Raw genomic sequence first — 19,127 nt, forward strand, 5'->3', positions numbered from 1 at the left:
GCCGGGGCCGGCACGGAAGCGTCCGTGGCGGCCCCGGCCGTCGTGGTCCGGGAGGTGGCTACGCCTTGGTCGTGGCGGCCTCGGCCTCGCGGGGCGCCGGTACGTCGGCGGCGTCGGCCCCGCCCTCCTGGGCGAGCATCTGCTCGTTCCAGGGGAGGGCGCCGGAGAGGACCTGGTCCACCCGCTCCTTGTCGATCTCCTTGGTCCAGGTGCCGACCAGGACGGTGGCCACGGCGTTGCCCGCGAAGTTCGTCAGGGCGCGGGCCTCGCTCATGAAGCGGTCGATGCCGACGATCAGGCCGACGCCGTCGACCAGGCCGGGGCGGTGCGACTGGAGGCCGCCCGCGAGGGTGGCCAGGCCCGCGCCGGTGACCCCGGCGGCGCCCTTCGAGGCAACGATCATGAAGAGCAGCAGCGAGATCTGCTCACCGGCGCTCAGCGGGTCGCCCATCGCGTTGGCGATGAAGAGCGAGGACATCGTGAGGTAGATCGCGGTGCCGTCGAGGTTGAAGGAGTAGCCGGTCGGCACGGTGATGCCGACGACCGGGCGGCTGACGCCCAGGTGCTCCATCTTCGCGATGAGCCGCGGCAGGGCGGACTCGGAGGAGGACGTGGAGAGGATCAGCAGGAACTCGCGGCCCAGGTACTTGAGCAGGGAGATCAGGTTGACCCCGGCGACCAGCCGCAGGATGGTGCCGAGCACCACGAAGACGAAGATCGCACAGGTGAGGTAGAAGCCCACCATGATGATGGCGAGGGACTTCAGCGCGTCGACACCGGTCTCGCCGACCACCGCGGCCATCGCGCCGAAGGCGCCGACCGGGGCCGCCCACATGATCATGGCGAGGATACGGAAGACCAGGCGCTGGATGTGGCCGATGCCGCGCAGCACCGGCTCACCGGCCGCGCCCATGGCCTGGAGCGCGAAGCCCGCGAGCAGGGCGACCAGCAGGGTCTGGAGGACCTCGCCCTGGGTGAAGGCGGAGACGATCGTGGTCGGGATGATGCCGAGCAGGAAGTCGGCGGTGGACTCGCTCGCCCCGGCCGCCTGCTTCTCGCCCGCGGCGCGCACGGCCTCGGTGAGGTGGAGGCCCTGGCCGGGCTCCAGGAGGTTGCCGACGAGCAGGCCGATGCCGAGCGCGACGGTCGACATCACCAGGAAGTAGCCGAGGGCGAGGCCGCCGACCGCACCGACCTTGGCGGCCTTGCGGACCGAGCCGACGCCCAGCACGATCGTGCAGAAGATGATCGGCGAGATCATCATCTTGATCAGGTTCACGAAGCCGGTACCGATCGGCTTCAGCTCGACGGCGACACCCGGGGCCGCGAAGCCCACCAGGATGCCGAGCGCCACGGCCGCGATCACGGCCAGATACAGATAGTGCGTGCGGTCCCGCCTGGCGGCTGCCACTCCCACGGGAATTCTCCTCGGCTCGTCCGGGTCACTCCCCCGTCCCTGGGGGCGCAAGGGCTGCTCCGACGGTCCGGGCCGGAAAAACCCCCGGCGAATATCTCGCTCTCTGTGACGCCGGTCACCGTTGCGTGCATTTAGTTCACCGGTTTTCGGCCAGGCACACTGGGGCCATGCGTCTCCCCCGTACCCGTCCGCGCAGCCTCGCCGGTCAGCTCTTCGCCATGCAGGTGGTGCTGATGACGGCGGTGGTGGCGGGGTGCGCGTTCTTCGCGTACGCCTCCGGCAGCGGGCAGGCGAAGGAGACGGCGGCCAAGCAGGTGCGGGCGGCCGCGCTGTCGGTCGCCGACTCGCCGTCCGTACGGGAGGCGATCGGCACCCCGGACCCGTCCGCCGTGCTCCAGCCGTACGCGGAGCGGGTCCGCGCGGACACCGGGATCGCGTTCGTCACGATCATGTCCCCGGACCGGGTCCGCTGGACGCACCCGGACGCCGACCGGATCGGCGAGAAGTTCCTCGGGCACACCGCGCGGGCGCTGCGCGGCGAGACGTTCACCGAGACGTACACCGGCACGCTCGGCCCGTCGATCCGGGTCGTCACCCCGGTCCTGGACGGTGACCGGGTCGTCGGCCTGGTCAGCGCGGGCATCACCGTGGACCGGGTCTCCTCGCAGGTACGGGACCAGCTCGGGGCGCTGGCGCTGGCGGCGGGCGGGGCGCTCGCCCTCGGCGGGATCGGCACGTACGTGATCAACGCCCGGCTGCGGCGCCACACCCACGGGATGAACGCCGCCGAGCTGAGCCGGCTGCATGACTACCACCAGGCCACCCTGCACGCGGTCCGTGAGGGGCTGCTGATGCTCGACGGGCGGCGCCGGATCGCGCTGATCAACGACGCGGGCCGGGAGCTGCTGGGGCTGGCTCCGGGGGCGGTGGGTCGGCGGGTCGACGAGCTGGCGCTGCCCGCCCCGCTGACCGGGGCGCTGCTGGCGGACGGGGAGCGGGTCGACGAGCTGCATCTCACGGCGGACCGGGTGATCGTGGTCAACACCCGCCCGGTGGTCGGCGGGGAGCAGCGCGGCACCGTCGTGACCCTGCGCGACCACACCGAACTCCAGGCTTTGTCCGGCGAGTTGGACTCCGAGCGGGGGTTCACACAGGCGCTGCGCTCGCAGGCCCACGAGGCGGCGAACCGGCTGCACACCGTCGTCTCGCTGATCGAACTGGGCCGGGCCGAGGAGGCGGTGGGCTTCGCCACCGCCGAACTGGAGCTGGCCCAGGCGCTCACCGACCGGGTGGTGGGCGCGGTCGGTGAACCGGTGCTGGCCGCACTGCTGCTCGGCAAGGCGGCCCAGGCCAACGAGCGCGGGGTGGAGCTGGTGCTCGCCGACGACAGCCTGATCGACGACGGCGCGCTGCCCGCGACGCTCCCGCAGCGGGACCTGGTGACGGTCCTCGGCAACCTGATCGACAACGCGGTGGACGCGGCCTCGGAGGCGGCGACCGGCACGCCCGGCGCCGTACCCGCCCAGCGCGGGCCGGACGGCGGTGGCGGCCGGGCCGGACGCGCCCGGGTCACCGTCACCGCGCTCACCGGGGAGGGCGAGCTGCTGTTGCGGGTCGCCGACACCGGGGCCGGGATCGCCCCCGAGGACGCCGCCGAGGTGTTCGACCGGGGCTGGTCGACGCACGGCACCGGCCGGGGCATCGGCCTCGCGCTCGTCCGGCAGGCGGTGCACCGCAACGGCGGGACGGTGGTGCTGGACGCGGGACCGGACGGCGGGGCGCGGTTCACCGTACGGCTGCCGCTGACCGGGGCGGCCCGCCCCGCACCCGCACCGGACACGAAGGAGGCCACGGCATGATCCGGGTACTGGTCGTCGAGGACGATCCGGTGGCGGCGGACGCCCACCGGATGTACGTGGAGCGGGTCCCCGGCTTCGCGGTGGCCGCCGTCGCGCGCTCCCGGGCGGAGGCGGTACGGGCGCTGGAGCGCACCCCGGTGGACCTGCTGCTGCTCGATCTGTACCTGCCCGACGGGCACGGCCTCCAGCTGCTGCGCGCGCTGCGGGCGGCCGGGCACGCGGCGGACGTCATCGCGGTGACCTCGGCACGGGATCTGGCGGTGGTCCGGGAGGGGGTGTCGCTGGGGGTCGTCCAGTACGTGCTGAAGCCGTTCACCTTCGCGACCCTGCGCGACCGGCTGGTGCGGTACGCGGAGTTCCGGGCGGCGGCCGGGGAGGCGAGCGGCCAGGACGAGGTGGACCGGGCCCTGGGCGTCCTGCGCTCCCCCGAACCGGCCCGGCTGCCGAAGGGGCTGAGCGGACCCACCCTGGAGGCGGTGACCCGCGCCCTGCGGGCCGCCCCGGACGGGGTGACGGCCCGGGCGGCCGGGGAGGAGCTGGGCATCTCCCGGATCACCGCCCGCCGCTACCTGGAGCATCTGGTGACGGCGGGGCGCGCGGCGCGCAGCCCGCACTACGGGCAGGTCGGCCGCCCCGAGCTGTACTACCGCTGGGTGAGCCGGGACCGCTGAACGGAGCGGGACAACCGGCCGGATTCCCGGGACACCCGGCGTTCCCGGAAGACTCCACCGAATTCCTAGGATGTTCCTACGATTCCTGGATATCGGTGGAACACACCGTAGTCAGGCAACGCCTTGACTCCTACCGTGGGGCCGTGCCTCCCTCCCCGCCGTTCAACGCCCCCGCCGCGCGCCGGCTGCGCGAGGCCCTGGGGATGCTTCCCGGCCATGTCGCGTACGGCCTCGCGGCCCAGTACGGGCTCCGGATCGAGACCGGGACGGTGGTCGCCTGGGAGCGCGGCGAGGCCGTACCCAGCGCGTACGAACTCACGGCGCTGGCCGGGGTGTTGTGGTGCTCCCCGGACGAACTCCTCACCGCCGCGCGCACCCTGCGCGAGCACCGGACGGCGCGGCGGCTGAGCGCGGAGGAGCTGGCCCGGCTGGTGGGGGTGGGCACCTCCGCGTATCTGCGGATGGAGAAGGCCGGGCGCTGGCGCGGCAACGAGCGCCAGTCGGCGGCGCTCACCGAGGCGCTGGGGCTGACACCGGCCGGTTTCGTATCGGTGTGCGGCCGGGACGAGGAGCTGGCCCAGGCGCTGCGGGCCGCGGTGACCACGCGCTGGCAGGCGCAACTGCGGGCGGTGGCCAAGCTGGTGCCGCTGGAGCGCGGATTCCTCCAGGACGTGCTGGAGGAGCTGCACTCCGACTACCAGTCGCTGATGGTGTCGACGCTGAGCTGGAGCAGTACCGGCGAGGAGCGGCCCGGGACGACGGGCGACGCGGGGCGGGAGTTCCTGGCGACGGTGCTGGAGCGGTTCTGGCGGGCGGCGGAGGCCCCCGGCCCGAAGGCGTGACACCGCCTCCGCCGTAAGGGGTCAGCCGGCGGCCACCGGGTCGAAGGAGAACACCTTGCCCCGGTCCGGCCCCGCGCAGTCCGTCTGCACCAGCTTGGCGCCGCGCTCCGTGCTCCGGCCCTCCGTGCCGACACAGAGCCGGGTGTGGGCGGGGACGATGCGGTAGCCCTGGACCGGGGCGCCCACGGGCCGGATCAGGAACTCCTCCGCTCTGCCGCGCAGCCCGCACTCCTGGTCCTGGAGCGGGGCCCCGGCGTCGGGTGCCCCGTCGACGACACCGGTGCAGCCCTTTCCGTAGTCCGGGTGGTCGGTCACGATCCGCCAGGTGTCGTCGCCCAGCGGCTGGAGCGAGAAGGCGGGGATCGTCTCCTGCCCGCACGCCACCTGGTACAGCCAGCCGAGCTGCGTGCCCCGTTTTTCGGAGAAGCACAGCCCGGAGTCGACGGAGCGCAGTTGCACCGTCCGCCCGGCGACCGGGCCGGAGACGGGGCCGCCCGGGCTGTCCCCGTCCGGGACGAGCAGGGCGGCGGTGATTCCGGCGGCGGCGAGCACCACGGCCGCCACGACGGCCGCCACCAGGGCGCGGGGGCGGCGCCGGGGTGCGCCAGGGCCGGGGAGTGGCACGGGCGGCGGCTCGGCGGGGAGCGCGGCGGGATCTTCGACGGAGGCGGACGGGGCGTTGTCCGACGGGTCCGCGGCGCCGGTGCGGGGTCGGCGGGCGGCGAGTTCCGCACGGACATCGAGCCAGTCCCGTACCCCCTCGGGGCCGAGGCCGCAGGCGCGGACGAAAGCGGCCAGCAGCTCCTCGCGCGGGACCGAGTTCCGGGCCAGCATGTTGGCGATCGTGGAGCGGGGCAGCACCTCACCGGCCGCCTCGGCGCGCTGCGCCAGCTCGCGGAAGGTCAGCCCGGAAGCGTCCTTCAGGGCCCGCAGCAGGGCGACGAACTCCGGCGCGCCGTGCGCCTCCCGAGGGTCCGGAGCCCTCTCCTCGACCGCCATCCGCCGCGCCCCTCCCCCGTGTCCCGTGCCCGGACAGGACTGGGACATGTCCGGGACAGGGGCAAGCCTTGTTGATCGGCCCCGGCTGCTCAAGAGTGTTTCTGGCACCGCGCCCCGCCCCGGACCGGCCGTCCCGGCGGGCGCGGACACCGGGAGGAACGCCGAGCGGCTCCGACCGTCCACGGGGGGACGGTCGGAGCCGCTCGGCCGGTACGGGGCGGCGCGCCCCGTACGGGTGGGGTCAGAAGACCGACTCGGCCTCCTCCATCCGGTCCAGCGGAACCGTCTTGAGCTGCGTGATCGCGTCGGCGAGCGGCGCCATCACGATGTCCGTGCCGCGCAGCGCCGTCATCCGGCCGAAGTCACCCCGGTGGGCGGCCTCGACCGCGTGCCAGCCGAAGCGGGTGGCGAGCACCCGGTCGTACGCGGTCGGCGTGCCGCCCCGCTGCACATGGCCGAGAATGACCGGCCGGGCCTCCTTGCCGAGCCGCTTCTCCAGCTCGATGGCCAGCCGGTTGCCGATGCCCTGGAACCGCTCGTGGCCGTACTGGTCGATCTCGCCCTTGGCGTACGGCATGGAGCCCTCGGCCGGGTGGGCGCCCTCGGCCACGCAGATGACGGCGAACTTCTTGCCGCGCGCGAAGCGCTCCTCGACCATCTTCACCAGGTCGTCGACCTCGAAGCGGCGCTCGGGCAGGCAGATGCCGTGGGCACCGCCGGCCATGCCGGACTCCAGCGCGATCCAGCCCGCGTGCCGGCCCATCACCTCGACGACCATGACCCGCTGGTGCGACTCGGCGGTGGTCTTGAGGCGGTCTATGGCGTCGGTGGCGACGCCCACCGCGGTGTCGAAGCCGAAGGTGCGGTCGGTGGCGGAGATGTCGTTGTCGATGGTCTTGGGCACGCCGACGACGGGCATCCCGGCGTCCGACAGCATCCGGGCGGCGGTCAGGGTGCCCTCGCCGCCGATCGGGATCAGCGCGTCCATGCCGTAACGGCGGCTCAGCTCGGCACAGTTCTCGGCGGCCTCGCGGAGCCGGTCGCGCTCCAGGCGGGCCGAGCCGAGGATGGTGCCGCCACGGGCCAGGATGCCGCTCACGGCGTTGAGGTCGAGGGGGCGGAAGTGGCCGTCGAGGAGCCCCTTGAACCCGTCCTCGAAGCCGATGACCTCGTCCCCGTGGCCGACCACGGCGCGGTGCACGACCGAGCGGATCACTGCGTTCAGGCCCGGACAGTCGCCGCCTGCGGTGAGAATTCCGATGCGCATCGTGCTGTGTCTCCTGCTCACTAGTGCCGTGCCGCGTCGGGGGGACGTGCGGATACCCCCCTTGCCCTGAGCCACGGCGATTGTCCCACGAGAGGTCTGGACCTTGCGCCCCCGGCCGCCCGGCGGCTCCCCCGGGCCGCTTCCCGCGCCGCTCAGGGACCGGTTCTCCCGGCGGGCGGCGGATCGGGGCCCGCGGGTATCGTCAACATGGCAATACCATCCCAAACCGCGGACCGACGGGAGAACACGCGTGACGCGCAGCGTGTACGTGACCGGGATCGACCGGGGAGACGGCCGTCAGGTCGTCGATCTGGGTGTCATGGAGCTCCTGACGCGTCAGGTGGACCGGGTCGGCGTCTTCCGCCCGCTCGTGCACGACGGACCCGACCGGCTCTTCGAGCTGCTGCGTTCCCGCTACCGCCTCCCCCAGGACCCCGATTCGGCCTACGGGCTCGACTACCACGAGGCGTCCGCCCTCCAGGCCGAGCAGGGCACCGACGAGCTGGTCTCCCGGCTGGTCGACCGGTTCCACCAGGTGGCCCAGAAGTACGAGGTGGTGCTGGTCCTGGGCACCGACTTCGCCGCCACCCAGCTCCCCGACGAGCTGGCGCTCAACGCCCGCCTGGCCAACGAGTTCGGCGCCTCCGTGATCGCGGTGGTCGGCGGGAAGGGCCAGACCGCCGAGTCGGTGCGGGCCGAGACCCGCAACGCCTTCCGGGCGTACGCCGGGCTGGGCTGCGACGTCATCGCGATGGTGGTCAACCGGGTGGCGGCACAGGACCGCGACGCCATCGCGGACCGGCTGACCGCCACCCTGCCCGTCCTCTGCTCGGTGCTGCCCGACGACGCGGCGCTCTCCGCCCCGACCGTCGCCCAGATCACCGCGGCGCTCGACGGCACGGTGCTGCTCGGCGACGACTCGGGGCTCGCCCGGGACGCGCTGGACTTCGTCTTCGGCGGCGCGATGCTGCCCAACCTGCTGAAGGCGCTGACACCGGGCTGCCTGGTGGTGGCGCCCGGGGACCGGGCGGACCTGGTCGTCGGCTCGCTCGCCGCGCACAGCGCGGGCACCCCGCCCATAGCGGGGGTGCTGCTGACCCTCGACGAGCGCCCCGGCGAGGAGATACTCACGCTGGCCGCGCGACTCGCACCGGGCACCCCGGTCGTCTCGGTGGCCGGCGGCTCCTTCCCCACGGCGGGCCGGCTCTTCGCCCTGGAGGGCAAGCTGAACGCCGCGACGCCCCGCAAGGCGGAGACCGCGCTCGGCCTCTTCGAGCGCCATGTGGACACCTCGGCGCTGCTGGAGCGGATCTCGGTGGCCCGCAGCGGCCGGGTCACCCCGATGATGTTCGAGCACGAACTGCTGGAGCAGGCCCGCGCCGACCGGCGCCGGGTGGTCCTGCCGGAGGGCACCGAGGAGCGGGTGCTGCGCGCCGCCGACGTACTGCTGCGGCGCGACGTCTGCGACCTGACCCTCCTCGGCGAGCCCGACCTCATCCGCAAGAAGGCCGCCGACCTCGGCATCGACCTGGCCGACACCCAGATCCTCGACCCCCAGCGCTCCGAGCTGCGCCGCACGTTCGCCGAGCGGTACGCCCAGCTGCGCGCGCACCGCGGGGTCACGGTGGAGCTGGCGTACGACGTCGTCGCGGACGTCAACTACTTCGGCACCCTGATGGTCCAGGAGGGACTGGCCGACGGCATGGTCTCCGGGGCCGTGCACTCCACGGCGGCGACGATCCGCCCGGCGTTCGAGATCATCAAGACGAAGGAGGAGGCGTCGATCGTCTCCTCGGTCTTCTTCATGTGCCTGGCCGACAAGGTGCTGGTGTACGGGGACTGCGCGGTCAACCCGGACCCGGACGCGGAACAGCTCGCCGACATCGCGGTGCAGTCGGCCGCCACCGCCGCCCGGTTCGGGGTGGATCCCCGGATCGCGATGCTCTCGTACTCGACGGGCACCTCGGGCTCGGGGGCCGACGTCGACAAGGTGCGCGAGGCGACGGAGCGGGTCCGGGCGAGCCGGCCGGACCTGCGGATCGAGGGCCCCATCCAGTACGACGCCGCGGTGGAGCCGAGCGTCGCCGCGACGAAACTGCCGGGCTCGGAGGTGGCGGGCCGGGCCACCGTGCTGGTCTTCCCGGACCTGAACACCGGCAACAACACGTACAAGGCGGTGCAGCGCTCGGCGGGCGCGGTGGCGGTCGGGCCGGTGCTCCAGGGCCTGCGCAAGCCGGTCAACGACCTGTCGCGCGGAGCGCTCGTCCAGGACATCGTCAACACCGTGGCCATCACGGCGATCCAGGCGCAGGGCAAGGAGCAGTGAGGAACGGATGACCGCCCCGACCACCGAGAACCCGGGCACCGGGACCACCGAGGAGGGCGCCGCCGCGGACCCCGCCGGGGCGGGCGCGTACCGCGTGCTGGTGCTCAACTCCGGCTCCTCGTCGGTGAAGTACCAACTGCTGGACATGAGCGACCGGACCCGGCTCGCGGTGGGGCTGGTGGAGCGGATCGGCGAGGAGACCTCGCGTCTGGTGCACACCCCGCTGCTGGGCGGCGGCGGCGAGACCCGCGAGCGGACCGGCCGGATCGCCGACCACGAGGAGGCGCTGCGGGCGGCGGCCGAGGAGCTGGCCGCCGACGGGCTCGGCCTGGACTCGCCGCGGCTCGCGGCGATCGGCCACCGGGTGGTCCACGGCGGGCTCCGGTTCACCGAGCCGGTGGTGATCGACGACGCGGTGCTGGAGGAGATCGAGCGGCTGGTCCCGGTGGCCCCGCTGCACAACCCGGCGAACATCACCGGGATCCGTACCGCGCGGGCCCTGCGGCCGGACCTGCCGCAGGTGGCGGTCTTCGACACGGCCTTCCACACGACGATGCCGGAGTACGCGGCCAGGTACGCGATCGACGCGGAGACCGCCGACGAGCACCGCATCCGGCGCTACGGCTTCCACGGCACCTCGCACGCGTACGTCTCCCGCAAGGCCGCCGAGCTGCTGGGCCGCACCCCCGAGGAGGTCAATGTCATCGTGCTCCACCTGGGGAACGGTGCCTCGGCCTCGGCGGTGGCGGGCGGCCGGTGCGTGGAGACCTCGATGGGGCTGACGCCGCTGGAAGGGCTGGTGATGGGGACCCGTTCCGGGGACGTCGATCCGGCCGTCACCTTCCATCTGATGCGGGTCGCGGGGATGTCGGCGGACGAGGTCGACGTGCTGCTCAACAAGCGGAGCGGTCTGGTCGGCCTCTGCGGCGACAACGACATGCGGGAGATCCGGCGCCGGGTCGACGCGGGGGACGAGCGGGCGGCGCTGGCCTTCGACGTCTACGTGCACCGGCTGAAGAAGTACATCGGCGCCTACACGGCGGTGCTGGGCCGGGTGGACGCCGTGGTGTTCACCGCGGGGGTCGGGGAGAACTCGGCACCGGTGCGGGAGGCCGCCGTCGCCGGCCTGGAGGAGCTGGGCCTGGCGGTGGACGCCGGTCTGAACAACGCGCGGTCCGGCGAGCCCCGGCTGATCTCGCCGGAGTACGCGCGGGTCGCGGTCGCCGTGGTGCCGACGGACGAGGAGCTGGAGATAGCCGTCCAGACCTTCGCACTCGTCGGGCCGGGCGGGAAGGCCGCCGGAGGGCCGGGCGCGGTGCCCGCCGGGCGGCCGGGCGGGGACGTCGGAGGGCCCGGCGGGGGCGTCGGAGAGGTCCACAACTGAGCGCCCCCGCGCCCCTTTGTATCTTCCACCAGACGGAATATTCCGTAGCGAAACAAACCGATAGGATCCGCCTCATGCGCCGTTCCAAAATCGTCTGCACACTCGGTCCCGCCGTCGACTCCCACGAGCAGCTCGTCGCTCTGATCGAGGCCGGCATGAGCGTGGCCCGTTTCAACTTCAGTCACGGCAGCCACGAGGAGCACCAGGCCCGGTACGACCGGGTCCGCCGGGCCGCCGCCGAGACGGGCCGGGCGGTCGGTGTCCTCGCCGACCTCCAGGGCCCGAAGATCCGGCTGGCGAAGTTCGCCGAGGGCCCGGTCGAGCTGGTCCGCGGTGACGAGTTCACCATCACCGCCGAGGACGTTCCCGGCGACAAGTCGATCTGCGGCACCACCTACAAGGGGCTGCCCGGCGACGTCGCCAAGGGCGACCCGATCCTGATCAACGACGGCAACGTCGAGCTGAAGGTCGTCGCGGTCGAGGGCCCCCGGGTGCGGACGATCGTCATCGAGGGCGGTGTCATCTCCGACCACAAGGGCATCAACCTGCCCGGCGCGGCGGTCAACGTCCCGGCCCTGTCCGAGAAGGACGTCGATGACCTGCGGTTCGCCCTGCGGATGGGCTGCGACCTGGTGGCGCTCTCCTTCGTCCGGGACGCCGACGACATCAAGGACGTCCACAAGGTGATGGACGAGGCAGGCCGCCGGGTCCCGGTCATCGCCAAGGTGGAGAAGCCGCAGGCGGTCGAGCACATGCAGGAGGTCGTCATGGCCTTCGACGGTGTGATGGTGGCCCGTGGCGACCTGGCCGTGGAGTACCCGCTGGAGAAGGTCCCGATGGTGCAGAAGCGCCTGGTGGAGCTGTGCCGGCGGAACGCCAAGCCGGTGATCGTGGCGACCCAGATGATGGAGTCGATGATCACCAACTCGCGGCCGACCCGCGCCGAGGCGTCCGACGTCGCCAACGCGATCCTGGACGGCGCGGACGCGGTCATGCTGTCGGCCGAGTCCAGCGTGGGCGCGTATCCGATCGAGACGGTCAAGACGATGGCGAAGATCGTCACCGCCGCCGAGGAGGAGCTGCTCTCCAAGGGGCTCCAGCCGCTGGTGCCGGGCAAGAAGCCGCGGACCCAGGGCGGTTCGGTGGCCCGTGCCGCCTGCGAGATCGCGGACTTCCTGGACGGCCGGGCGCTGGTCGCCTTCACCAAGTCCGGTGACACCGCCCGCCGGCTCTCCCGCTACCGCGCGGCCCAGCCCATCCTGGCGTTCACCACGGACGAGTCGACCCGCAACCAGCTCGCGCTGAGCTGGGGCGTCGAGGCCCACATCGTCCCGCACGTGGACACCACCGACGCGATGGTCGACCTGGTCGACGGCGAGCTGCTGAAGCTCGGCCGCTACAACGAGGGCGACACCATGGTCATCACGGCCGGTTCGCCCCCCGGCATCCCCGGCACCACCAACATGGTGCGGGTGCACCACGTCGGCGGCGGCGCCCGCGACTGACACCCCTTGGCGAACGACGGCGGGCCGCACTCCCCCTCGGGAGTGCGGCCCGCCGTGTTCTCCGTACGGTCAGTTCCCGCCGGTGAGGTAGTTGTGCAGCCCGGGGACGGTGAGGGTGCCGCCGAACTGGCCGGCCTGCGTGACCTTGACCTTGGTGAAGATGGCGAAGGGCACGTTCAGCGGAGGCGGCGCCTGCGGGCTGAACGTCACCGGGATGAGGCCGAAGAGATTGCCCTTCAGCTCCTCGGTGTACATCGTCACCTCGCCGTCGCGGATGGTGGACTTGGAGCCCTTCCGCGCCTGGACATGGGCCGTCGTCCCGGCCGGGCCGACGGTCTTCTGGTGGAGGTTGTCGATGTCGATCGAGCTGGCGGTGAACTTCAGCACCTTCTTGACGGTGCCGTTGTACGTCTCCACCTCGACGATGCCCTTGTAGTCGAGCCCGCTGAGGGTGAGCGCCGAACTCTCCAGGATCCACGGGTCGTCCGGGAGGAGCGGGACGCCCGTGTCCTGCTTGGCCGCGGCCAGCGCCTCGGCGTCGAGGGTCGGGCAGGGGAAGGGCTTCTTCGCCCCGTCCGGGATGTCCTCGTCCTTCTTCGCGTCGAGGCCCTTGACGCTGTCGTCGAGCTCCTCGACCGTCTTCCCGGCCCTGCCGGCCGCCTCGCGGATGGCGTCGGCGGTGCTGTCGGCCGTCCGCTTCGCGGCGTCCGTGCCGTCCGAGGACTTCGGAGCCTGCTTGTCGGCGGGCTTCTCCGCGCTCTTGGACGCCTCCGGCGCGGGGGCCTCGGTGCTCGCGTCGGGGGACGGGGTGTCCGCGTCCTTGTCCGGGATGCCGAAGAGATCGCGCAGCGCGTCGCCGACACCCAGCGGGTCGAGCGGGTTCTTCGACTTCGTCGGGGTGGGCGAGGCGCTCGGCCCGGGGGCGTCGGACTCGACGGACTTGGCCGCGGGCTTCACCGCGTCCCCGGCGGCCGGGGTCGTGGCGGGCTCCGGGGCCGTCGCGTCGTCCTTCTTGCCGGCACCGGCACCGGACGTGGCGGCATCGGTGGCGGACGGGGACGGAGACGTCGTCTTCGAGGCGGACGGCGAGGGCGACTCGGCCGGCTCGTCGGAGCGGGTGACGCAGGGGCCGGGCGCGAACGGGATGTCCGGGTTGTCGTCGGCCAGCGCGAGCTTGGGGGTGAGCCCCATGCCCACGAAGACGGCCGTCGGCATGGCGGCGAGCGCGAACGCCTTGCCCGCCGGGATGTGCAGCTTCGTCAGCAGCGACTTCCGGGGGGCCGCGTGGCGCGGTCCGCTCCTGGCGCCGGGGCGGTCCCCGGCCGAGTTCAGTTGCGTCTCGTCACCCCGCACGGCGCCTCCCGCCATCGGCCTCGACTGTCGTGTCGTACTGCTCCGGCTGCTGTGGCACCGCCGCCGTGGTGTGGAACTCGGGTCCGGGCGCCTGCGTCCCGGCGCCGGTCACCCCGGCCTCCTCCGCCGCCGTGTCCTCGGCCACGGGCTCGCCCGGGGCCCACGAGATGGAGAGCGCGCCGCCCAGCAGGGAGAACAGGAAACCGACCAGGAAGCCGCCGATGTTGGCGACCGGAATCGAGATCAGCGCCAGCAGGATCGCGGCGACGCCCGCGAACACCCTCACGATGTGGTGGAACCACATGGTGAGCCCCAGCGTTATCAACAGGACCCCGATGATCAGGGACCCGGCACCGGCGGTCGTGGACATCGCCAGTGTGACGTTGCCGAGGTGCATGTTGGCGTACGGGAAGTACGCGATGGGAAGGCCACCCGCCATGGTGAACAGGCCCGCCCAGAACGGCCGATTACCCCGCCAGGTGCGGAATGCGCGCCAGAACACGCGGAGGTAATGCTCGTTCTGCCCTGTGGACTCGGGGCTCATGAAAGACAGCTCCCTGGAACCGGTACTGCTGTGAGAAGTGAAAGGGTGGGTGGCCGGAGTGCGTTCGGGAACGCCCCGGCCACCCGGCGGGTGCCTAGTAGCACTCCTTGACGCCACTGTGCAGCCGCAGGCTCAGGTTGCTGAGCTTGAACGTGCCGGCCGTGGTCGCCCACGCCGTCTGCTTCACGTTGGTCAGCGTGGCCTTCTCGGCGCGCTGCGCGAAACCGTTCGGGTTCGCCTGGGTGCGGGGCTGGATGCCGATCGAACCAGGCTTGTTCGGGTCCTTGAGGGCACCCGCGGCAACGCCGATGTCGATGTTCTTGAACGACGCGTCGGCGTCGAGCTCGGCGACATCGAGGTACAGGTTGGTCGCCTTGACCGGCTTATCCGGGTTGGTACCCGCGTTCAGCTGGAGCGTGACGGTGCCGAGGCCGAACGGCAGGTTCGGCGTGACCACCGACTGGCACATGTTGGTGATCGTGGCCTTGCTGAAGCCGGACACGGCAACGGCGTGGGCCCCGTTCTTGCCCTCGGGGTCCATACCGGTGGCGACCGACCCGTACTGGACGAAGTCCTCACCGACGAGCTTGTCCGCACGCACCTTGAAGCTCTGGCCGGACACGCTGAAGGACGCCGCGAGGGCACCCTGCGCGAGACCGACACCCACCGCCGCGGTCGCGACGACGCTCGGCACCATGACCAGAGCGAAACGCTTCCATCTGGTGCCGCCACGAACCTGGGAACTCATTGTTTTCCTCCTTCTCGGACGTACATCTCCGGTCCGGGCCTGGGCCCGTCCTGGGATGGGAGAAGTGCTACGTCCTCGGAAAGGAGAGCGCCCGCGGACGGAGGCAGGAACCGCGTCCGAATCACCGGCGATCACCCCCGAGCGACAACCACCGGCCGCGCGTGTGCGCGGCCTGTTTCGGACAGGCCCTGCCGGACGACAGGAACCCCCCTGTCCGGAGCCGGCGCCAATGCCACCGGCCCACCCGGTGGGGACCAACGGAACCGCCCGCGCCGACTGGCGGTCGGGCTGGCGTCATTGGACCGAGCGTGGCCGATCGTGGTCCATTCACGCCCGTGACACAAGGGGGTTCGTTACTCGCTAGTAACGGCCCGATAACCCTCGCTCGACCGCCTGATACCGCCCGGCCACACAGGGTGGCTCCGAATCGGACGCCAAAAGGGGGCAAGGGCGGGTGGATGCGGACAGACGTCCGCGCACGATTTACTACGAGTAACAGGCCGCCGCTTTATCAAGATTTGGTAAAGCGGCGGCATCTCTTGTCGTCCGTCCGCGAAAACGGCCGCGATTCCCGGGCGGGAACCGCGGCCGCTTGTCACATCAGAACAAGACGCGTGCCAGCGCCGTCCGCGCGGCCATCACCCGCGGGTCGTCCGGGCCGATCACCTCGAACAGCTCCAGCAGCCGCACCCGCGCCGTGTTCCGGTCGTCCCCGAAGGTGCGCCGCACCGTCTCGACGAGCCGGCCGAAGGCGTCCTCGACATGACCGCCGACCAGATCCAGGTCGGCCGCGGCGAGTTGGGCCTCCACATCGGCCGGATTCGCGGCGGCGGACTCGCGGACCCGCTGCGCGTCCATCTCCTTGACCCGGGACAGGAGTTCGGCCTGGGCCAGGCCGAGCTTGGCCTCCTCGTTGGCCGGATCGTCGGACAGAACGTTCTTGTACGCCTGGACGGCACCGGCGAAGTCGTCCGCGTCCAGCGCCTGTACGGCCGAGGCCAGCAGGGCGTCGTACGGACCGGCCGGCACCTCGGCGGGCTCCGGGGCCCCGGCGGCGTCCTGGTCGACCGCGATGCCGGTGAGACCGAAGCGCTCCTCGCCGACCTGGATCAGCTGGTCCAGGGTCTGCCGGATCTGGGCCTCGGGGGCCACGCCCTGGAAGAGCGGGAGGGCCTGTCCGGCGACGACGGCGAAGACCGCCGGAATGCCCTGGATGCCGAACTGCTGCATCAGCATCTGGTTGGCGTCGACATCGACCTTGGCCAGCACGAAACGGCCGTTGTACTCACGGGCCAGCCGCTCCAGGAGCGGGCCCAGCTGCTTGCACGGCTCGCACCACTCGGCCCAGAAGTCGATGACGACCGGCACCTCGGCGGAGCGCTGGAGGACATCGCGCTCGAAGCCCGCCTCGTCGACATCGATCACCAGGGCGGAGGGCGGTACGGCACCGCCGCCACCCTGCCGGGCGGCCTCGGCACGGGCCTGCTCCGCCTTCACCTTGGCCTCGCCGGCCGCCTTCACCGCGGCGAGGTCGACGACGCCGCTCATGGACATGTTCCTAGGCTGCATGCGTACATCCTCCCCCCTCGGTGCGCCGATCCGGAAAGCGATACCGGAACCGGGCCCGTCCGGCCGCCCCGCCGGTGTGCGGGACGCGCGGACAGACACGGTCCTGGGCCCCTGAAAGGCCCTGTGCGGCACCGGGTCCCCACCCGGAGCCTGTGGCTGTCGTTCGGTTGCGGCGTTCACGACGGCACGACCGTCGTCCTTACGCTACGACCCGTAGCGTAACTGTCCCGCCCCCTTCGCGCACAGGTGCGACCGGTGATCTGTCTCACGCCTCCCGGGGCCGGTCCGTCGTACTTACTCACCGGTATGGTCGCGGCATGCCGAGCCCCGCCCGCCCCGAACCCCCTCGAACGGGACGCCCTCGCAGTGCCGCCGCCGACGAGGCGATCCTGGAGGCGACCCGGGCCTCCCTGGTCGATCTCGGCTGGTCGAAGCTGACGATGGGCGATGTGGCGGCGCGGGCCGGGGTCGCCAAGACGACCCTGTACCGGCGGTGGGCGGGCAAGAACGAGCTGGTCGTGGACGCCGTCGCGGTCCTCTTCGACCAACTGGAGCTGCCGGACCTGGGCAGCCTGTCGGCCGATGTGCAGGCGGTGGTCCTCCAGTTCGCCGCGCTGCTGGACCGGCCGGAGACCCGGACGGCGCTGATGGCGGTGGTCGCGGAGTCGACCCGCGACGAGGCGCTGCGCCACCGGATCCGCGGCTCGATCGTCGAACGGCAGAAGCGGCTGGTGCTCCAGGGGCGGCAACGGGCCCAGCGGCGCGGGGAGTTGCCCGTCGAGAAGGACGCGGAGACCGCCGCGGCCACCGCCGACCTGATCTTCGACGTGATCGCGGGCGCGGTGGTGCACCGGACGCTGGTGAGCGCCGAGCCCGTCGACGAGGACTGGGCCCGGCGTTTCACCGTGCTGCTGCTGGCGGGGCTGGGGGCGGCGGCCCGGTAGACCGGAGCCGTTCCCGCAGGAGGCGGGCGGCCGTCCGGGGCAACCGCGAGGGCCCCGATCACGTCCGCCCCCATGAGAGCCGCACCCCGTCCCCGTGCCTCGTGTCCGGTGGGGGCGCCCCCTGTCCGCCCGCCGCCACGGAAGCCCTTCTTGATACCCACGCCCCGTACCCCGCGCCCGTCCTCCCGTGCCACTTCCACTTCCACGGGAACCACAACGCCGTCCGCCCGGCTCCCGGCCGGCGGACCGCTCCGCCGGGGACCCGTCTGGGCGGTACCGGTGCTGTGGACCGTCGCCCTCGGGCTGTGGGGGCTCTCGCGGCAGGACAGCGTGTGGCGGGACGAGGCCGCGACCTGGCAGGTCGCCCAGCGCTCCACGACCGAGATCTGGCACATGCTCGGGAACATCGACGTCGTGCACGGCTGCTACTACCTGCTGATGCACGCGCTGTTCGAGTGGTTCGGCCCCGGCACCACCACGCTCCGGCTGCCCTCGGTCCTCGCCATGGCGGTGGCGGCGGGCTGCGTGGCGGTCATCGGCCGCCGACTGGCCGGTCCGTGGGCGGGCCCGGCCGGAGGGATGGCCCTCGGGCTGCTCCCGGCCGTGCAGTTCCACCTCCAGGAGGGCCGGCCGTACGCGCTGGTCGCGGCCGGGGCCGCGCTCTCCACCCTGCTGCTCGTGACGCTGCTCCAGGGCGACGGGCGAACGCCGCACTGGGTGGCCTACGCCGTCATCGTCGTGCTGTGCGGGCTTCTGAACTGGCTCTCGCTCCTGATCCTCCCGGCGCATCTGGCGACCCTGGTCCGGAGCCGGGCCCCCCGCCCGGTGCTCGGGCGCTGGGCCGTCGCGGCCGGGTGCGCGACGGCCTGTGTGCTGCCGCTGATCCTCTTCAGCCGGACCCAGTCCTCGCAGGTCTCCTGGATCCCGCCGCTGACCTGGCACATGCTCATCGCTCCGGCGGTCCTGCTGGCGATCGGCGGGAGCTGCGCGCTGCTGGACCGGCCCCGGGAGGGCCGGCTGTCGGTGGCGGCCGTCGCGCTGCCCCTGCTGGCGGTCCCGCAGCTCGGTCTCGTCGCGGTCTCGCTGGTCCGGCCGATGTTCCTGGACCGGTACGTCCTCTTCAGTCTGCTGGGGCTGGCCCTGCTGATCGGCACCGCGGTCGCGGCGGCGGCCCGGGCGGTGCGGACCCGGTACCCGGCGGCGGCGGGGGCGGTCCTTCCCCTGACGCTCGCGGTGGCGATGGCGGCACTGCTCCCCCAGTCCCTGGCCAAGCGGTCCCCGTCGAGCCGGGTGGACGACGTCCTGGCGGTGTCCGCGGAGGTGCGCCGGCTGAAGAGGGCCGGGGACGCGGTGGTCTTCGTGCCCTCGTTCCGCCGGGACACCAGGGCGGTCTCCCCGGACGCCTTCTCCGGTCTGCGGGACATCGCCCTGGAGCGGAGCCCGGAGGAGTCCGGGACGCTCGGGGGCGTGGAGAAGAAGCCGGACCGGATCCGTGCGGCGCTGCTGGCCCGGTGCCGCGTACTGCTCGTCACGGACGCGCCCCGGGCGGCGCGCCCGCCGGCCACCGAGCGGGACCGGACGAAGAGCTCCGTGCTGCGGAAGCACTTCCGGGCCGTGGCCGACGCGCAGGTCCGCGGCCGGCGGGTGACGGTGTACGAGAGGTGCCCGGCCGGCTGACCCGGCCGGGCACCCCGGGCCG

At 72.6% G+C, this 19,127-nt stretch carries 15 protein-coding genes; 8 read left to right on the forward strand and 7 right to left on the reverse strand.

From position 1 onward, the window contains the following. Positions 1-58: 58 nt before the first annotated feature. On the reverse strand, positions 59-1,417 hold the full coding sequence (locus ACF08W_RS26785; protein WP_385215210.1) for a cation:dicarboxylate symporter family transporter: 1,359 nt from the start codon (positions 1,415-1,417) through the stop codon (positions 59-61). Between the two features lie 167 nt (positions 1,418-1,584). Between ACF08W_RS26785 and ACF08W_RS26790 the strand changes: the two genes are divergently transcribed. From ACF08W_RS26790 to ACF08W_RS26800, 3 genes are all read left to right on the forward strand, one after another. Further along, positions 1,585-3,276, forward strand: coding sequence for an ATP-binding protein (locus ACF08W_RS26790; RefSeq protein WP_392280776.1), 1,692 nt, complete (start codon positions 1,585-1,587; stop codon positions 3,274-3,276). Next, entirely contained in the window at positions 3,273-3,947 is a 675-nt protein-coding gene (locus ACF08W_RS26795; protein WP_352277263.1) for a response regulator, read from the forward strand. The genes ACF08W_RS26790 and ACF08W_RS26795 overlap by 4 nt, the downstream gene beginning before the upstream one ends. Positions 3,948-4,150: 203 nt before the next feature. Then, complete coding sequence (locus ACF08W_RS26800; RefSeq protein WP_392280815.1) at positions 4,151-4,789, forward strand: helix-turn-helix domain-containing protein; 639 nt, start codon at positions 4,151-4,153, stop codon at positions 4,787-4,789. A gap of 21 nt (positions 4,790-4,810) precedes the next feature. On the opposite strand, the gene ACF08W_RS26805 is transcribed toward ACF08W_RS26800, so the two are convergent. Both ACF08W_RS26805 and ACF08W_RS26810 read right to left on the reverse strand, forming a co-directional pair. After that, entirely contained in the window at positions 4,811-5,788 is a 978-nt protein-coding gene (locus tag ACF08W_RS26805) for a helix-turn-helix domain-containing protein (RefSeq protein WP_392280777.1), read from the reverse strand. A gap of 241 nt (positions 5,789-6,029) precedes the next feature. Next, the gene (locus tag ACF08W_RS26810) at positions 6,030-7,055 is read right to left on the reverse strand and encodes an ATP-dependent 6-phosphofructokinase (RefSeq protein WP_352277259.1); all 1,026 of its coding nucleotides are present in this window, start codon (positions 7,053-7,055) and stop codon (positions 6,030-6,032) included. A gap of 250 nt (positions 7,056-7,305) precedes the next feature. Here ACF08W_RS26810 and pta point away from each other — a divergent pair, with 250 nt between their 5' ends. From pta to pyk, 3 genes are all read left to right on the forward strand, one after another. Next, on the forward strand, positions 7,306-9,381 hold the full coding sequence (gene pta / locus ACF08W_RS26815; RefSeq protein WP_392280778.1) for a phosphate acetyltransferase: 2,076 nt from the start codon (positions 7,306-7,308) through the stop codon (positions 9,379-9,381). 7 nt (positions 9,382-9,388) lie between these two features. Then, on the forward strand, positions 9,389-10,765 hold the full coding sequence (locus tag ACF08W_RS26820) for an acetate kinase (RefSeq protein ID WP_352277256.1): 1,377 nt from the start codon (positions 9,389-9,391) through the stop codon (positions 10,763-10,765). 74 nt (positions 10,766-10,839) lie between these two features. Next, on the forward strand, positions 10,840-12,270 hold the full coding sequence (gene pyk, locus ACF08W_RS26825) for a pyruvate kinase (protein WP_352277254.1): 1,431 nt from the start codon (positions 10,840-10,842) through the stop codon (positions 12,268-12,270). Positions 12,271-12,339: 69 nt separating this feature from the next. Here the strand turns inward: pyk and ACF08W_RS26830 are convergent, their stop codons facing one another. The 4 genes from ACF08W_RS26830 to ACF08W_RS26845 form a co-directional block, all read right to left on the reverse strand. Next, positions 12,340-13,623, reverse strand: coding sequence for a hypothetical protein (locus ACF08W_RS26830; protein WP_392280816.1), 1,284 nt, complete (start codon positions 13,621-13,623; stop codon positions 12,340-12,342). Then, positions 13,613-14,167, reverse strand: a complete 555-nt coding sequence (locus ACF08W_RS26835) for a DUF6114 domain-containing protein (protein WP_385215192.1) — start codon at positions 14,165-14,167, stop codon at positions 13,613-13,615. The genes ACF08W_RS26830 and ACF08W_RS26835 overlap by 11 nt, the downstream gene beginning before the upstream one ends. 94 nt (positions 14,168-14,261) lie before the next feature. Next, positions 14,262-14,915 carry a DUF6230 family protein gene (locus ACF08W_RS26840; RefSeq protein WP_385215190.1) on the reverse strand — a complete coding sequence of 218 codons (654 nt, stop codon included), beginning with the start codon at positions 14,913-14,915 and terminating at the stop codon, positions 14,262-14,264. 600 nt (positions 14,916-15,515) lie between these two features. Next, positions 15,516-16,484: a tetratricopeptide repeat protein gene (locus tag ACF08W_RS26845; protein ID WP_392280779.1), complete on the reverse strand. Its 969-nt coding sequence runs from the start codon at positions 16,482-16,484 to the stop codon at positions 15,516-15,518. A 317-nt stretch (positions 16,485-16,801) separates the two neighbouring features. Between ACF08W_RS26845 and ACF08W_RS26850 the strand changes: the two genes are divergently transcribed. Together ACF08W_RS26850 and ACF08W_RS26855 are read left to right on the forward strand one after the other, a co-directional pair. Continuing rightward, positions 16,802-17,428, forward strand: coding sequence for a TetR/AcrR family transcriptional regulator (locus tag ACF08W_RS26850; protein WP_385215184.1), 627 nt, complete (start codon positions 16,802-16,804; stop codon positions 17,426-17,428). A gap of 279 nt (positions 17,429-17,707) precedes the next feature. Beyond that, a complete protein-coding gene (locus tag ACF08W_RS26855) occupies positions 17,708-19,105 on the forward strand; it encodes a hypothetical protein (protein ID WP_392280780.1) in 1,398 nt (465 codons plus the stop codon). Positions 19,106-19,127: the final 22 nt, after the last annotated feature.

The sequence above is a fragment of the Streptomyces sp. NPDC015144 genome (genome assembly GCF_043079735.1).
In the GTDB taxonomy this organism is placed as follows: Bacteria; Actinomycetota; Actinomycetes; order Streptomycetales; family Streptomycetaceae; genus Streptomyces.

Excerpts from the sequence above, each read along its gene's own strand:
- ACF08W_RS26810 (WP_352277259.1), bottom strand. The coding sequence starts at position 7,055 with ATGCGCATCGGAATTCTCACCGCAGGCGGCGACTGTCCGGGCCTGAAC.
- ACF08W_RS26790 (WP_392280776.1), top strand. The coding sequence starts at position 1,585 with ATGCGTCTCCCCCGTACCCGTCCGCGCAGCCTCGCCGGTCAGCTCTTC.
- ACF08W_RS26805 (WP_392280777.1), bottom strand. The coding sequence starts at position 5,788 with ATGGCGGTCGAGGAGAGGGCTCCGGACCCTCGGGAGGCGCACGGCGCG.
- ACF08W_RS26820 (WP_352277256.1), top strand. The coding sequence starts at position 9,389 with ATGACCGCCCCGACCACCGAGAACCCGGGCACCGGGACCACCGAGGAG.
- ACF08W_RS26835 (WP_385215192.1), bottom strand. The coding sequence starts at position 14,167 with ATGAGCCCCGAGTCCACAGGGCAGAACGAGCATTACCTCCGCGTGTTC.
- ACF08W_RS26850 (WP_385215184.1), top strand. The coding sequence starts at position 16,802 with ATGCCGAGCCCCGCCCGCCCCGAACCCCCTCGAACGGGACGCCCTCGC.
- ACF08W_RS26840 (WP_385215190.1), bottom strand. The coding sequence starts at position 14,915 with ATGAGTTCCCAGGTTCGTGGCGGCACCAGATGGAAGCGTTTCGCTCTG.
- ACF08W_RS26845 (WP_392280779.1), bottom strand. The coding sequence starts at position 16,484 with ATGCAGCCTAGGAACATGTCCATGAGCGGCGTCGTCGACCTCGCCGCG.
- ACF08W_RS26800 (WP_392280815.1), top strand. The coding sequence starts at position 4,151 with ATGCTTCCCGGCCATGTCGCGTACGGCCTCGCGGCCCAGTACGGGCTC.
- pyk (WP_352277254.1), top strand. The coding sequence starts at position 10,840 with ATGCGCCGTTCCAAAATCGTCTGCACACTCGGTCCCGCCGTCGACTCC.
- ACF08W_RS26795 (WP_352277263.1), top strand. The coding sequence starts at position 3,273 with ATGATCCGGGTACTGGTCGTCGAGGACGATCCGGTGGCGGCGGACGCC.